13 protein-coding genes and 1 riboswitch are annotated in these 15,532 nt (G+C 46.4%); of the genes, 7 read left to right on the top strand and 6 right to left on the bottom strand.

What is annotated here, in order from left to right; all coding sequences use genetic code 11:
- The first annotated feature begins 6 nt into the window (after window positions 1-6).
- Window positions 7-1,233, top strand: coding sequence for a hypothetical protein (locus tag QHH26_05580; GenBank protein MDH7481436.1), 1,227 nt, complete (start codon window positions 7-9; stop codon window positions 1,231-1,233).
- A gap of 107 nt (window positions 1,234-1,340) precedes the next feature.
- Window positions 1,341-2,087 carry a hypothetical protein gene (locus QHH26_05585; GenBank protein MDH7481437.1) on the top strand — a complete coding sequence of 249 codons (747 nt, stop codon included), beginning with the start codon at window positions 1,341-1,343 and terminating at the stop codon, window positions 2,085-2,087.
- A gap of 24 nt (window positions 2,088-2,111) precedes the next feature.
- Here the strand turns inward: QHH26_05585 and QHH26_05590 are convergent, their stop codons facing one another.
- The 3 genes from QHH26_05590 to QHH26_05600 all read right to left on the bottom strand — a co-directional run bounded on the left by QHH26_05590 (window position 2,112) and on the right by QHH26_05600 (window position 4,550).
- Window positions 2,112-2,555 carry an STAS domain-containing protein gene (locus QHH26_05590; protein ID MDH7481438.1) on the bottom strand — a complete coding sequence of 148 codons (444 nt, stop codon included), beginning with the start codon at window positions 2,553-2,555 and terminating at the stop codon, window positions 2,112-2,114.
- Window positions 2,556-2,580: 25 nt separating this feature from the next.
- Window positions 2,581-3,333 carry an SIMPL domain-containing protein gene (locus tag QHH26_05595; protein ID MDH7481439.1) on the bottom strand — a complete coding sequence of 251 codons (753 nt, stop codon included), beginning with the start codon at window positions 3,331-3,333 and terminating at the stop codon, window positions 2,581-2,583.
- 350 nt (window positions 3,334-3,683) lie between these two features.
- A complete protein-coding gene (locus tag QHH26_05600; GenBank protein ID MDH7481440.1) occupies window positions 3,684-4,550 on the bottom strand; it encodes a cation diffusion facilitator family transporter in 867 nt (288 codons plus the stop codon).
- 58 nt (window positions 4,551-4,608) lie between these two features.
- Window positions 4,609-4,694: riboswitch (NiCo riboswitch) on the bottom strand.
- 148 nt (window positions 4,695-4,842) lie between these two features.
- Between QHH26_05600 and ndk the strand changes: the two genes are divergently transcribed.
- From ndk to QHH26_05625, 5 genes are all read left to right on the top strand, one after another.
- A complete protein-coding gene (gene ndk / locus QHH26_05605; protein ID MDH7481441.1) occupies window positions 4,843-5,259 on the top strand; it encodes a nucleoside-diphosphate kinase in 417 nt (138 codons plus the stop codon).
- A gap of 115 nt (window positions 5,260-5,374) precedes the next feature.
- A complete protein-coding gene (locus QHH26_05610; protein MDH7481442.1) occupies window positions 5,375-6,427 on the top strand; it encodes a DUF362 domain-containing protein in 1,053 nt (350 codons plus the stop codon).
- A 54-nt stretch (window positions 6,428-6,481) separates the two neighbouring features.
- Window positions 6,482-7,402, top strand: coding sequence for a DUF362 domain-containing protein (locus QHH26_05615; protein ID MDH7481443.1), 921 nt, complete (start codon window positions 6,482-6,484; stop codon window positions 7,400-7,402).
- A 90-nt stretch (window positions 7,403-7,492) separates the two neighbouring features.
- Window positions 7,493-9,064 (top strand): 4Fe-4S binding protein, encoded by a 1,572-nt coding sequence (locus tag QHH26_05620; protein ID MDH7481444.1) that lies wholly within the window; start codon window positions 7,493-7,495, stop codon window positions 9,062-9,064.
- A 174-nt stretch (window positions 9,065-9,238) separates the two neighbouring features.
- Complete coding sequence (locus QHH26_05625; GenBank protein MDH7481445.1) at window positions 9,239-11,287, top strand: SpoIIE family protein phosphatase; 2,049 nt, start codon at window positions 9,239-9,241, stop codon at window positions 11,285-11,287.
- Between the two features lie 90 nt (window positions 11,288-11,377).
- Here QHH26_05625 and QHH26_05630 read toward each other — a convergent pair whose 3' ends face one another.
- The 3 genes from QHH26_05630 to QHH26_05640 all read right to left on the bottom strand — a co-directional run bounded on the left by QHH26_05630 (window position 11,378) and on the right by QHH26_05640 (window position 15,374).
- Complete coding sequence (locus QHH26_05630; protein MDH7481446.1) at window positions 11,378-11,791, bottom strand: ATP-binding protein; 414 nt, start codon at window positions 11,789-11,791, stop codon at window positions 11,378-11,380.
- A gap of 151 nt (window positions 11,792-11,942) precedes the next feature.
- Window positions 11,943-12,836: a Gfo/Idh/MocA family oxidoreductase gene (locus tag QHH26_05635; GenBank protein ID MDH7481447.1), complete on the bottom strand. Its 894-nt coding sequence runs from the start codon at window positions 12,834-12,836 to the stop codon at window positions 11,943-11,945.
- Window positions 12,837-13,103: 267 nt separating this feature from the next.
- Window positions 13,104-15,374 (bottom strand): TonB-dependent receptor, encoded by a 2,271-nt coding sequence (locus QHH26_05640; protein ID MDH7481448.1) that lies wholly within the window; start codon window positions 15,372-15,374, stop codon window positions 13,104-13,106.
- Window positions 15,375-15,532: the final 158 nt, after the last annotated feature.

The following is a 15,532-nucleotide window of genomic DNA, read 5'->3' on the forward strand; positions in this document are numbered from 1 at the left end:
ACAAAGATGAAAGACGAACTTGGACACCGCCGCATTGGCCGACGAACACTTTTGAAGGCTTTTAGCATCATTGGCACTGGGTTGGCAGCTGGAATGTTTCGCAGGAATAGCCTATCAGCTGGTTCATCCAATTACTCAACCTCAACCAGTAAAATTCCAATCATAGATATTACAGACCTTTACCATCCATATCAGGACCCAGGAGATAATTTTGATTTGATTGCCGCATATGGATTGCCCGAAGTAGACTTGAGGGCTGTGATTCTCGACGTCACAGACGAGTATCGGAAACCTGGCGACCCCCGCCAAAAACCTGAATATCGTGATGAAACTGGTCCGCGCGATCCTGGAATCATTCCCGTCATGCAACTCAATTACATATTTGACCGCAATGTTCCCTTCGGCATTGCGCCGTTTACCCGAATGAAATCGCCGGATGATAAAATGCTCGACGTCCCAAAGTTTCAACAATTTGGGATTGAGCTTATCCTTAAAGTTCTCAAAGAGTCGGAACAAAAAGTCGAGATTCTTTCTTTTGGTTCAGCAAGAGCGCTGGCGGCTGCATACAATCGGGAGCCTAAGTTACTGCGAGAAAAAGTCAGAAAAATCCATCTTTCGGCAGGATCATCCTCGCCAGAGTTCTTAGAATGGAATGTGATGCTAGACCCGAAAGCCATTGTATGCCTCCTAAGCTCCGACCTTCCAATCGCTATTTACCCATGCGGTACAGGCAAAGGTGCATTCGATCTCGGTCCAAACAACAGCTACTATCTACTTGAGAACCTAAATTTCATAAGCCAAATGGATTCTAAATTGCAAAGATATGCGGCATATTCATTTGAACGATTAACCCGACCTGACTTCATCAACTTCCTTGAAGAAGATTTACCTTTGGAAGTGTTGAACCGAATATGCAGTCGTCGGCACAATGTTTGGGAAACCGCTTTATGGGCGCAAGTTTCTCGCAGAAAGCTAGTCCAGCGTGCAGATGGGACATACCGCCTTATCCCCCAGGCTGAGATAAAACCGGGTGACATTGTCCTGCCAAATAACCTGGTTTCATGCAAAATCAAAGTGCGCGATGACGGCATCTTCACATTTGAGAAAACGAAAGAAAAATCAAATTTCGAAATTTATGAACGAGGTGACTCTGAAATAAATCAAAAGGCAATGCGGGAGGCACTAGCTGCTTTATACATATCGTTCAGCCCATCCTTATCGCCTAAAAAGTAGGTTTTACTTTATTTCACAAAAGTGATACACTTTAGTCAAGACACACCGGTATGAGGAACAAGCAGTGAAAGTCCGATAATCTTAACGTCTCGCTGGTGATGCACACTATGAAGAACGAGATTACCCCTGAAGTTCTCCAACAAAAATTGGCTCGCGCACTTAAAGCCAAGGCTGTGCTGACGGAAAGAACAAAGCAGCTCCAGCAACAGATAGATGATTTTCGCAGGCGTGAAGAAGTAATGAATCACATAGCATACGAGCTGCTTGAACGCCAGCGGGAGGTCAATTATATGCTTCACCGCGCAAGCTCTGTCCTCCATCAGCTTCAGGACACCAATTTGGCAATAGAAGGTGAATTAAAACAACTTAAAGGCGAACTTCCCGAGCCAGAAGACCCAAAGTGGGAAGAAACGGTTGCCAAAGTCAACGAGCTTTTTGAGAAGAGTCGCAAACTCGCAACAGAAGTGCAAAATGAAATCACGCGCGGAATCTCCAAAGAAGAGCCCCTGGAATCTGCGAAATTTACAGAGGCATCGGCTTCGAACAAAACAAATATAAATGCTCAAGAGCAGCCCGAGGCTAAAGACCCCCAAGCCCAAAATGAAGCAGAGACGATCTCAAGCGAAGATGCATGTAAAGCAAGCAAAACTTTGGAGGAAATAGGAGAGCAAAGCGAAACTACAGACTTGGAACAGCCACCTGAGAAATCCGCGAACGAAGATGACCCAATCGAGCAATTTTTCCGAAGCATTCAGTGCGACGAAACTGGCCGAATCGCTGGAAAAATAGAAACCACCGAATCAAAACGCGGGCTAATGAGCCGCCTACGCCAATTTTTTCACATTGGACCATAACCCGGGAAACGGATTTATTTGACATTAGCCGCCTATCCGCTTGTTTCGCATAAAAGATGTCGGTCCGCTAATTGGTGGTGTCTTTTGCTCTCTTTTCGAGCTTATAATTGGTGGCGCTCCCCCAGCTATAGGCACAGACGTGGTACTTCCTTCGGCTAAATTAAACAGATTCAATAAACCGGTAATCTCCAAAACCCTGTACACCCGCGAATTCTTACACGACAATATAAAGCGAACGCCTCGTTTTTCAGCTTCGACCCAAATTGCGACAAGCGCAGCAAGGCCGGTGCTGTCTATGTATTCAATTTGGTCCAGATTTACAAGAAGCTTTTCTACATTATCAATCCACGAATCCACTGCAAACAAGAGGCGGCGGCTTGTATAAGAGTCAAGATCTCCTATCAGCCTGAGTACTCGGGTCGTCCCAATCTCGTTTACTCCTATTTGAAATATTTCCTTACTTGTCATCTTAACCTCCAATCTTCGCAAGCAGCTACCGAATTAAGTAAGTAAGTGTTACCGAAGCATTTACGGTAACCTCTCCAGGAAAAATAGGCGTTGGTGTGGTTGCAGTGGGAGCGGCAGCCCCAAACCTATAGAAAATGGGAGGCGGAACGACCCCCACGCCGCCTTGCTGAATAGACCGTACCTGTACTAGTCTTAATCCAAGTTCATTTGCCATAGTACGAGCATTTTCTCTTGCATTTGCAACAGCAGCTTTTAGGGCTTGCTGTTTGGCAACAGAATCATTCTGCAAAACAAAATCCACACCTTGGACTTCGTTAGCTCCCGCCGCAACCGAGTCATCGATGATTCTTGGGACAAGATCAAGTTGCCCAGTTCTGACAGTCACGATATTGGTAACGTTATAGCCCACAATCGGAGGCTGACCTTGCTGAGAGCTTCCCTCGGGGAAGCGACGTACTGGCGAAATCTGAAACGTAGATGTTTCTATATTCGCGGCTGGAATGCGAAGTGCTTTAAGAGCAGCAGCTATGGCATTTGCCTTCCTCGCATTCTCTTCTCGGGCTTCGACAGCAGTTTTTGCCTCGCTCTCCACGCCAAGCCGAACAATCGCAAGATCGGGGCGAACCCTCACTTCGGCATTGCCAGATGCCGTTAACAAAGGAGGCTGCCTATCGGAAGCAAGCTGTGGCCAACAACATGAAGGCGCTAATAATGGTAATAATATAAGAACAATAATAAAGCATGAAACCAGCGATTTGTTAACAAATGTTTCAGACATAGTCGATCAGCCTTTCCGCCGGGTGCGAATATTTGCGGATGGGGAGGATATCAAAAGTTTCATCCCCCTGCTCCGGTACTTCTTAAACCAATCCAGACCGGATACAGATTTTCTCAGGTTTGCCAATGCAAAAACAAAAAGGCAGAAGCAAAAGCAGACGTAGGATACCTTATGCCAGCAACCATCAATTGCCAGCATCTGCCGGACCCCGTGCTTCAGGTTTTACTCACTTCTCTTGCCCGCCCACTTGGCATGGGCGGGCAGTCAGTGAGTTACCATACACGAGGTCCGGCAAATGCTGCCAGCCTCCGGCTTGTTTTAATATATCCATATTGATGGGAAATTAAACTTTAGGCGTTGCTGTCTTCTTCAGCAGGCTCAACATGGGTAACGATTGTAACATTTTCGAGCTCAGACCGAATCTTATCCTCCACCTCTTCGGCTAGCTCGTGAGCGGTTGTGAGGCTCATATCGCGAGGCATTAGTAAATGAACGTCTATGTGGCGCTGGGCGCCTGCTTTTCGCGTTCTGAGTTTATGAAAATCAAGAATTCTAGGTTCTGAATTGATAATTTCAACGATTCGCTCCATTTCAGCCGCTGGAAGTTGGGAATCCATCAAAGGCCCAATAGCTTTCCTTGAAAGCTGGATGCCAATCCAACCAATCCATAAGGCGACACACAGACCAATTAAGCGGTCGAGAATCACGAAATTGGTCAAATGAACCAGAATCAGACCAAAGAGCACGCCTAAGGAAGTATACACATCAAGTCTGAGATGATGGCCATCAGCTTCAAGTGCAATCGAATCTGTCTGCTTAGCGACACGGAAAAGGTTTGCTGACACAAGAAAATTCGCCACAGCAGAGACCAACATTATAACCATACCAAGGTCAAGACGCTCCACTGGAGCATTGGTTATAATACGCTCAATGCTTTCATACACTATGTATGCGCCTGCTACAATAATCAAAAGGGCCTCGACTGTGCCCGAAAGGTTTTCAAACTTACCATGGCCATATGCATGCGCTTCGTCTGCAGGTCGGTCGGCAAAAAGCACCGCGATATAGGCAATAACAGCGGCAATTAGGTCCACCGCCGAGTGTACAGCCTCAGCAAGGATGCTCATTGACCCACCAATTATGCCTATGGCTCCCTTCGCTAGCACCAACAAGACGTTCGATATTATTGATAGTCTCGCAGCACCAGTTTTATCCATAGCAGAAACTTTTTTCCATCATTTTCGCAAACAAAAAACCTGCGGGTACAAATGACAGAGTAGTCCCGCAGGTTGAACCTGCTGCTTGTTAACACAAGCCCGGCACCATCCCATTAATGGGATCGCCTGTTCTAACGATGTGTTTTCGTAATTATGAGATTTTTCAATAATATTATAGGCAGTCTATACAATCAAGTCAAGGCAAAAATCTTACTTTCAGATGTTTCTTGACACACTTACCCTTGTTTGCTATACTTTCGCCGTTTCAGAAAAAAATTAATCTGGTGAACAGATGGAACGCACACTTGTGCTAATCAAGCCGGACGCTTTTGAGCGCGGGCTGGTTGGCCAAATTATTAGCAGATTCGAAAATCGCACTTTCAAAATCAAAGCCCTAAAGCTCATACGGCCTTCAAGAGAGCTGGCCGAGCGCCACTATGCAGCTCACAAAGGCAAGCCGTTTTATGAGCTAGCGGTAAGCTTCCTAACCTCCGGTCCTGTAGTCGCAATGGTATTAGAAGGTGAAAATGCAATCGAAATTGTGCGAACAATGACCGGAGCAACCGAGCCTTGCAAAGCACAGCCAGGCACGATTCGAGGCGATTATACCTTGAGCGTAACATACAACTTGGTGCACGCTTCTGATTCCCCAGAGAATGCGGAGGCCGAGATTGCAATCTGGTTCAAACCAGAGGAAATACTGCCGTAACCTTCCAATCGGAACCCCAGTTAAAGGATGGCTTGCTTCGCCATTGGAACCTGCCTCTTAAGGTAAATATCGCAGGCGCTCAATATTAGGTAAAAATTATTCAGGAGTGTGTACGATGTGGAAACTTACACGCAGAGAATTCCTCAAAGGAGCTGCTGCCGGAATCGGCATATACGGCGCAGCTTCAGCATCTCTTGGAGCCATTGCAGAAGAAACTTCCAAGAAATCCCGTATCGTAGTCGTTACAAGCCCAAACATCATCGTGGATAGAGACAAAAACACCAACACTCCATCAAAACTCGGGATGGAATCAGTAGGCGAAGTCGACCCCAGCCTCGACCAGAAGGTTTTAAACTCAATGGTCGCAGAAGGTATCAAAGCATTTACTGGGGAGAAGACAGAATCGGCCGCATGGAAAAAGCTATTTAAGCCTAATGATATCGTTGGGATAAAAGTCAACTGCCTATTTTCAGTTGGCGCATCCACCCACCCAGAAGTGGTGGCGTCTTTAATAGCTGGCCTTCGAAGTGCAGGTATTCCAGCGGCAAACATCATCGTATGGGACCGCAACAATCGAGAGATGAAGAGCGCCGGCTTTGTTATCAATAATAGCGGTTCAGGCGTCCAATGTTATGGAACAGAAGGCAACTATGAAGATGAACCAACACAAATGGGCAGTTTTAACGGCCGCTTGAGCAAAATATTAACACAAAAGATTACTGCACTTATTAACGTGCCAATCCTTAAAGACCATAGTATTTCTGGCATTACTTGTGCTATGAAAAACCACTATGGGTCGCACAACAACCCTGGCGACCATCATGCAAACGGTTGTGACCCCTATTTGGCTGACTTAAACTCTGTTCCGGCAATCAGAGAGAAAACAAGGCTTATCGTCTGTGATGCAATTAGGCCCCAATGCCACGGCGGACCCGGATACAGACCCGATTTTGTTTGGGAATACAAATCGCTTCTTTTTGCAGCTGATCCCGTGGCTCTTGATTTTATGGGCTGGCAAATAATCGAAAAAAGGCGTGCTGAGATTGGCCGAAAGCCACTAGCACAGGAAGGGCGTCCAACAAAATTCATCGAAACCGCCGCTTCAAAGAGGCTTGGCACAAATGACCCAACCAAGATGGAAATAATTAGAAAAGTTGTTAATGTCTAGCGAAGGCGGGTAAGCTGAATTCTCCATTAGTTATTAAGTATTATGGAGGATAAAATGGAAAACAAATACAGTCGTCGGGAATTCTTAAGACGTGCAGGCATAGTAGGTGCATCAACCTACGGATTTCTTTTAGCAGGTGACGAGCTCCTTGACATCTTAGAAGAAGCCAAAGCCGCCGGGCAACCAACATTGAGCATTGCATCCAAGGGGTCTCCTGAGCGCCTTGTAAAAAAAGCAATTGATGGACTTGGCGGAATTGGAAAGTTCGTAAAAAAAGGAAGCAAGGTTCTCATCAAACCCAACCTTGCATGGATTAGAACCCCAGAAACCGCCGCAAACACAAACCCGCAGGTACTTGCTGGCATAATTAAGTTGTGTAAAGCTGCTGGAGCAAGCTCTATCATAGTATTTGATCACACCTGCGATAATGGACCAGCAGCATTCAAAGCTAACGGCGCCGCAAAAGTCGCATCTGATTTAGGCGTCCAACTTATTTCTGGCCACAGCAGAAGCCTATACAAGAAAATCAATATTCCGAAAGGCAAGATTTTGAAATCCGACGAATGCGCGAAATTTATACTGGAAGCTGATTGCTTTATCAATGTACCCATTGCCAAAGTTCACGGCAGCACAGGAATAACTGCGAGCCTAAAAAACATGATGGGCGCAAATTGGAACCGACAGGCATGGCACCAAAACGGCCTCAACCAATGCATCGCCGACTACTTCACCGCTGTGAAGCCCGACCTAATTATATTAGACGCCGTCCGCATACTGCTAACCCGCGGTCCAAAGGGGCCGGGGGAGACAAAAGATGTTGGCCAGGTGATTGCGTCCACCGACCCAGTTGCAATTGATGCATATGCCGCAACCCTTTTGGGCAAAGAACCATCAAGCATAGGCCATATCACAGCAGCCGCTGCCCATGGTTTAGGTCAAATCAATCTGAAGAAAGTAACAATTAAGCGAGTATGAATATATGGTTGAAGGCTTGAGTATAACCGAGATTTCCAATTTCGCCGAGAGCCAAAAGCCAATACTACACCATTCCATATTTTTACTACGATGACAAAGACCGTCCGCCGAATCTGCCAAATTATCTTTCTTGTCATTTTCCTGGTGCTGATACTTATAACCGCCTACCCTTTCGAGCATAACCTTGCGACCGACCTTTTCGTCCAACTCAGCCCGCTGGTTGCTTTAGGGGCGAGCATTGCGTCGCGAACTCTAATCTGGGAAGCCATCAGCTTTTCCCTAATTATCATCGTGCTGAGCATAATCCTAGGAAGGGTATTCTGTGGATGGATTTGCCCCTTAGGCACAACCCTTGATATATCCGATGCACTTTTCTTCCGAAACCGACGTAAAAAGACTTCAAATTCGCCTCACAAAATTAAGTACTGCATCCTAGCTGGATTATTTGTGACTGCTCTATTTACCACACAGGCAATTTACTTGCTTGACCCAATGTGCCTATTCACACGAACTGTCATTCTTGCATTCATAGCGCCTGTGCAAATGATGCTTAAGTGGTTAAACGAGCTCGGTAACGCTTGGGCGTCCGGCACATTTGAACCAACTATTTGGCTAGGAACAAGAATAAGCAGCTTCCTAGGAATGCGCCCTTTCGTTTCGAACACTCAAGTTTACTTCCGAAGTAGCCTTCTAGTTTTTGCTATCTTCGCCACAATTATTGGGCTTAATAGCATCTCGCGCCGTTTCTGGTGTCGAAACCTCTGTCCACTTGGTGCGCTCCTAGGTCTATTTTCATGGTCTCCAATACTCAAACGAAAAGTCGGAACAAAGTGTAATGAGTGCTCGCGCTGCAGAACCGACTGCAAAATGAATGCAATACCAAAAAACCCCAGGCTCACAAAAGCCACCGAGTGCATTGTGTGTTTTGACTGCGTTGAGATATGTCCACAAAACACCGTGAGCTTTGGCATTCGATTGAAGCCTGAACGTCATAAAGAAACAGCGCTTGATATCTCACGGAGACATGTGCTTCAAGGTGCGGGAATCGGGCTGGCTTTTGCCGCATTAGTCAAAGTAGACCCCGCTCGCAAGCTCGCCATCAATGGCGAAATGCCAATTAAGCTGAGCAGTGATACTCTCATCCGCCCGCCTGGTTCGGTAGCTGAGGATAAGTTCATAGCCAGGTGCGTAAGGTGTGGAATGTGCATGAAAGCTTGTCCCACGAATGGCTTACAACCAGCCTTCCACGAAGCAGGAATTGAAGGCTTCTGGACGCCAATTCTCATGCCAAGAATCGGATACTGTCAGGAAGACTGTAATATCTGCGGTAGTATCTGTCCAACTAATGCAATCGAACCGTTCGACACAGCAGAAAAGAAGCACATTTTTATTGGTACAGCTTGCATTGATCGAAGCAAATGCATTGCCTGGTATGCTGATAAGAAATGCCTAGTCTGTGACGAACACTGCTCCTACAAAGCCATTTACTGGAAGGTAGTTGATGGAACCAACCGCCCGTTTGTTAATGAAAAGAAGTGCGTCGGGTGTGGAATTTGCGAAGCAAAATGCCCCATCCAACCCTTTGCCGCAATCCGAGTATACTCCTATGGCGATAAACGCCACATGACACGCGACGAACAGAAAACATGGTCTGAAAGTTAAGCCTCGGCGCGAAGATATTTAATCACGTTTCACTGCTCCGCATTTAATGGTACAACAAAAAAGTACATATTTTAAGCTTCTTAATGCAAAAAGCACTTGCATGAAAATCATGCTTGCTAGCTCCAATAACAATTTAAAGGCAGGAACCACATCTGCCAGGGAAGTGGATATTTAATGGCTGCTAGCCTTGCCAATGGAATACTATCAAGCATACCGCAGGAGGATTTTCATTCAATACTAGTTGCCACACTTGCAAAGATTCCTTGTTTATTCTTCATTTTATCATCCCCAGACTACCGGATTATTTTTCTAAATGACCATATGGCCTCGCTAGTCAAAAACTTAGGGCTTAAAGAACCTGCGGATGCACTAAACAAGACCCCTTGGGAAGTATCATCCGAACTAAAACAACTAAAACCGCCATTAGATCACCTCAGGGATACCGTCGAAACGCTCAAGACAGAGAATTTAAAACTCAACATTGGCGGACGCACTATGTACTTCGATGTCATAGCCATTCCAAACATCAACCCCTGCACAAAAGAAATAAGTTCTATTTCGGTTTTCTGCCTTGATGTCACAGAGCGAAAGAATACTGAGGATACCCTCAGAGATAGTGAACAGAAATATCGCGCCCTAATGGAAACCTCTCCTGACTCGATAACTGTAACAGACCTAAATGGAACAATCACGATGTCCAACGCTAAAATGCGTGGGATAACAGGCTATTCTGCCGCAGAGCTTCTGGGGATGAACGTCATTGATTTGGTTGCTCCAGAGGACAAGCCTCGGGCGAGAGAAACCGCCCGCCTAGTTTCCGAAGGACAAACTGTGCACACCGAGCACATCCTAGTTCGCAAAGATGGGTCCCATTTCCATGGGGAAATTAGCATATCCCCGTTAAGGAACGAAGAAGGAGCAATAATAGGGGCAATTATAGTTGCGAGGGACATTACCCAGCGAAAACAGATTGAAGAACTAAATGCAGTACTCAGCACAATAACTACCGCGCTTATATCGACTTTCAACTACGATGAGATAATGCGACGTGTCGTTGAAGAAACCAGCAGATTGGCGGGCGCCGACGCAGTTGGGGTATGCGTGCATGAAGATGACTCTTGGGTGGTTAAGTATCTGCATAATCTGCCTGAGAGCATTTGGGGGCTGCGAATTAGCGACAAGGAAAATCCTGCTTTTGCGTTGGTTGCCGCAAGCCGAGAACCCTTGGCGATAAGTGATGTTTCGAAAGAGACAATTATTGCATCCGCCGCAAAAGTTTTTAACGCTAAATCAATTATGCTTGTTCCTCTCATTATAAGAAATGAGGTAATAGGTATTCTTTTCATTATTCGCCGAAAGGAACCCATTGGCTTTTCAGACCAGGAAGTTAATTTTGCCCGAAAGCTTGGTGATTCAGTGTCACTTGCGCTAGCAAATGCGCGGCTCTACGAGGCGCAACGTGAAGCGGCTAGGCGAGAAGCAGAGGCACGCCTTGAGGCTCAACAGCAATTAGCACAATTGCAAAAAGCCCTATTGCCGCCAAAACCAACTATTGGTAAGGGATACAACGTAGCAGCCAAATATATACCAGCACTAAGAGCAGAGATTGGCGGCGACTTCTACGATGTTTTCCCCACGGAATCGGGAAGAATAGGAATTCTCATAGGCGATGTATCTGGCAAAGGAATTGAGGCAGCGGCACTTGCGGCTTCGACCCGGAGCACAGCAAGAGCTTTTGCATACGAAACATCAAGTGCAGCTACAACCCTTAGCCACACAAATTCCGTCCTTATCAACCAAGGTTATACCTCTGGTTCGTTTGTAACATTATTCCTAGGCATTCTAGACCTTGACACGGGAAAGTTAGGATACTCAATCGCAGGACAACCTCCGCCTTTGGTACGCAGGGGAACGACTGGCGAAGTAGAAACCCTCTTACTCGGCCAACCGCCGCTGTGTGTTTTAGAGAAGTTAGAGTTTGAAGAGCACTCAACCATGCTAAACCCCAATGACAAGTTCATCCTTTATACGGATGGAATCATTGAAGCCCGGCACGATTTAAGCTTCTTTGGGGCAGAAGAACTCAAAAAAATCATTCAAAAATTCGGCGCTCGTTCTTGCCAGTATCTGTTGGACGCAATACTCAAAGCCATCAACAACTGGACTGGAGGCCAGCTTTCCGATGATATTGCACTCATAGTTATCGAGCGAACCATTGGCTAGCATCCGCAACAATGACCACAGTTGATGAACCATCTTTATCAATGTAGATAGTTTCGGTTCGGCAAAAACTGAATTATTAAAAAGAGGATTTTAGTAGTCAAAAGCTCGCTTTACAATGCGAAGACGTGTGTAGCCATCAAGGAATCGATATTCTATATCATCGAGAACCTCGCGCATGATATATCTGCCAAAGCCGCCATTGCCACTCAAGCAATCATTAGGAAACTCAATCGCTGTGTCGAAGCTTTCTCCCTTGTAATAAAACTCGACCACCAACTCTCGAGAAGACGTGGCATTTACTACCAGGAAGATATTGTCGCCGCCTCCATATTTTATTGCATTGCTGAACGCCTCGCCTACAGCGAGTTCAAGGTCACAGGTAGCAGCATAATCATGAAGTTTATTAAGCGCTAGAAACGATACAATTCGCCGAATCCTGGAGCATTCAGAAGCATGCGGGCGAACTCGCATTTCAACATAGCAACCAATTTCGTCTGGTCTCACATTACAACACTCCAGTCGGCAATCGAGAGCGATGGAATTCCTAACTTCTCTAGAATGCATAGAAACGCTTGCTACATGTGCGACACTATAGCAAGATAAACAAGGTGAGTCAATAGCTTTATTAGCTTTGTATGCTATTTATGGGGTCCACCTACACTTGAACCGATTCGGTTTTGCCGCTCTGTACAGAGCGTTCTGCGGCGTCTAGCATTGCCATTACTTCCAGTGTATCCTCCATTTCGACAGGGACATCGCCGCCTTGGAAGAATTTCCCCACCAGCTCAAGCTCATCTGAGTAAGCCCTAGCCATATTTACGACAAAGGGCTCAGCTTTGTCCTTTGTTCGCAGACAACCGCCGTAAATCCACGAACCCTCATTCAATTCAACAACGCCGCGCACACCCTCAGGATAATCCACAATTGCAACAACGCCCGCACCATCGCGCCGAGCTGTAACTGCAATCGCTCCTCGACCCATCGCACGTTCGAGCATTTCGAAAGCATGGACGCCATACCATACAATCGAGCTTCCTGCTGGAGCCTTACCGAGCGGGCCATACACAGTAACAAATTTCGGCACAGGTATTGTTTTACAAGCCTCAATTAGCTGGGGCACAAAGCGCAAAGAAGACGCCGAGAAAACTCGGACGTTTTTCTCTTTCGCCAATTCATAGATTTTCCTGCCGTTTTCGATTGTGTCAGCCAATGGCTTATCCAAGAATATTGGTTTGCCAAGGTCGGCGCATTTGGTGAAATACTCCAAATGGTAAGCAGGATCGTTTATTTCAAGCATTATCGCATCGCAGTTGGCGACTGCTTCTTCAAAGTCAGTTGTAACTTTTACTCCCCACTGCTCCAACTGTTCCTGTCTCTTATTCAAGCCTTCCTCATCTTGGAAGGGCGTTTCGAACCTGAGACAGGTGACAGCTCTCATTCCAACAACCCTTTGCTCTGGTGCACAATCTGGTGACTGCATCCTTCTTGCAAACTCAATTGTATGGCTGGTATCTAAACCGATTAAAGCTACTTCCAACTCCTTAATCACCGTAGTACCTCCGAAAACTTATAAGTTAAAAAAGACAATAGCTAAGGACAAAGCTGGCGATTGCAGTATCATTACCAAATTCCTCATTTCCGCTACCCAAAGCATTATTCCTTCTAATGAGTAAACTTTTGCGAGCGAAATTTGCAAAAGAGTGAAAACAAGCCTTCAACCAAAAACTTAGCAACATTTGTGCTTGCATTGGAAAAATAAAGGCGGGGCCAGCGTCTAGCCCCGCCTTTTCAGCTCATAAAAACCTGGTAATACGTCTTAGAACTTTCTTACATATCCCATACTTACAAACCTTGGCGAAATCCATGCTGTTGGTTCGCCGTCTTCACCCCTATCCAGTGCTCCCCCAACATTGAATAGGTTTCCGATATGCAAGTACATCTGTCCCTGGGGCAGCCAGCCACCGGTAATCTCGCGCATTATGCTTAAATTGAAAACCAGGTGGGGCGAAACGCGGCGAGAATTCACTGGCTCGTCGGCAAGGTTATAGGGAAGTCCACTCCCGTACTCTCCCATCAGACTGTAGCTCCAACCCTTATTCATGTAGTTTAGCACGAGCACGGCAGTGTGTCTCTGGTCCCAATCCACATACTGCATTACACCAGGCGTGACGGTTTCTCTATCATTGCTAGCCTGGGCTTTAGACACAGACCAGGTGTATGCCAACCAGCCCGACCAATTATTGCTCGGGCGCTTCTTGAACATAATCTCGACTCCCTTGCTAGTTCCCTCGCCGAGATTATCATACACAAATGGAGGTGCAGTTGGGTCCTCAGGGTTGATAGACCGCACTTGAAGAAGGTCAACGAACTTCCTGTAGAATGGCGTTATCTGAAGCAAGCAATCCTTTGCAACTTCACGTTCCCAACCAATGTCGAACTGTGAACTGCGCTCCGGTCTCAGGTCAGCGTTTCCAAGTCCGTACCACTCATTCCAAACAGGGTTCGTATAGTTGCGCTCGATAGCCTGGGTGTAAACAAACTGAATCATCTTACCCCACGAGCATCGTAGTCGCGTTTTTGGGTCAACGACGTAGGCAAGTCCCAACCTCGGGCTGAGCTGTGATTCAGAAGTATCAGGGTTGACGACCTTGTCATACTTCATGCGGTCATACCTCAAGCCGACTTCGGCAGACCACCGGTCGTTAAGGGTCATTTGGTCTTGAAGATAAAGGCCTGTCTGCACTGTATCGGTATTGGCGGTATACTCATAATCGCCATAAGCCGGCACAGTCGCCCAGTAGTTATTGTCGCTCACCATGCGAATCGCACCTGCCTTAAGCAGATGCTTTGGTGAGAGCTGATTAGTGTAATCAAACTGGAGGCCAAACGTCTCCGACTTGGCATCCCACCAATATCCAATGTCGTCAGATATTGCATCAACCTGCCACTTATTGGTCAACAGATAGGACCTGAGCGTAAAAAATGATTTAGAGTTAATAGTATGGTTAAGGGTAAGCGCTGTAAGCGAATAAGACTGGTGTTGGTGGTCACGCTCAGGCGGAATCTCAACAAGTCCGCTTGTGCCATATGTATAAGTATGAACAGAAGGAAACTGATATTTAGCCGAACCGTTTGCCACTAACAGTGTAAGCTTATTCCTATTGTTCATTGGGTAGGTAAACTTGCCAATCATATCGGCACAGTCGGCTTCGTTGTATTGCAGTCGTTCAAACTCCGAATGCCAAAGATATGCACCGACATAGTAGTCAAGTCCATTTGGAGTTGCTCCACCAATCTCGGGATAAACACCCTTGAAAGCATTCGACCCACCGATTACCTCGAGGGACACGCCAGGGAAGTTTCGACCGCTTTTTACCACCTGGTTGAATACGCCGGAGATTGCGTTCCCATACTCAGGTCTATATCCACCTGTGTAGATTTCCATCTTATCCATGCCAACAGTTGCAGCGTTTGTACCAAAGGAGTTTGTAAGCGGTTCGGTAATTGGAATGCCATCGAGCATCCAATTCACCTGGTTCACGCGCCCTCCTCGAATGTGGGGATAACCCTCAGCATCAGATACTACTCCTGGCTGTGTTGCCACTAGCCCTGGGGCTTGATAAAGGAATTGGGGCTGGCTTCTGACCATCTTTTCCTGGTGTTGGTCAACCACATACATTGTGGGAACCATATCTTTTTGAATCATCGGCCTTGACTCGGTAACGACAACTTCTTCCTCCTCAGCCACGGCCTGCTCCATCGAGAAATTGACGGTAGCAGTAACATCCATAAGCACCGACACCTTTTCTGCCCGCGCGTCGGAGTAGCCTACCAGGCTAGCCGTTACCTTATAATCCCCAGGAGGCACGTTAGTTATGACATAGTAACCATTGGAATCTGTTACCGTCGTTAAATCCGTGCCTTCAACAATAATGTTGACTCCAGCCAGCTTCTCGCCGGTTGCCGAATCAGCCACGACACCGGAAATTATACCCGTTGTGCCCCCATAGACAGGCAAACTGACTACGACAACCATCTGGAGCGCAAACGCCAGAGCCAATGCGGCGCATATCATTCGTCTGCGCAATTCAAATCCCTCCTACACTTAATTTGCAAATATACAACCAAGGCAAAATGGTTTCCATCTGTAAAAAGCCTACTTCTTCAATTCGATTTTCGGCAGTTTACCTATCCATCTTTAGGTAAATTTCACAGGCCAAAACAAATGAAAAACTGTTTAAAATC

It is taken from the genome of Armatimonadota bacterium (assembly GCA_029907255.1).
In the GTDB taxonomy this organism is placed as follows: Bacteria; Armatimonadota; UBA5829; order DTJY01; family DTJY01; genus JAIMAU01.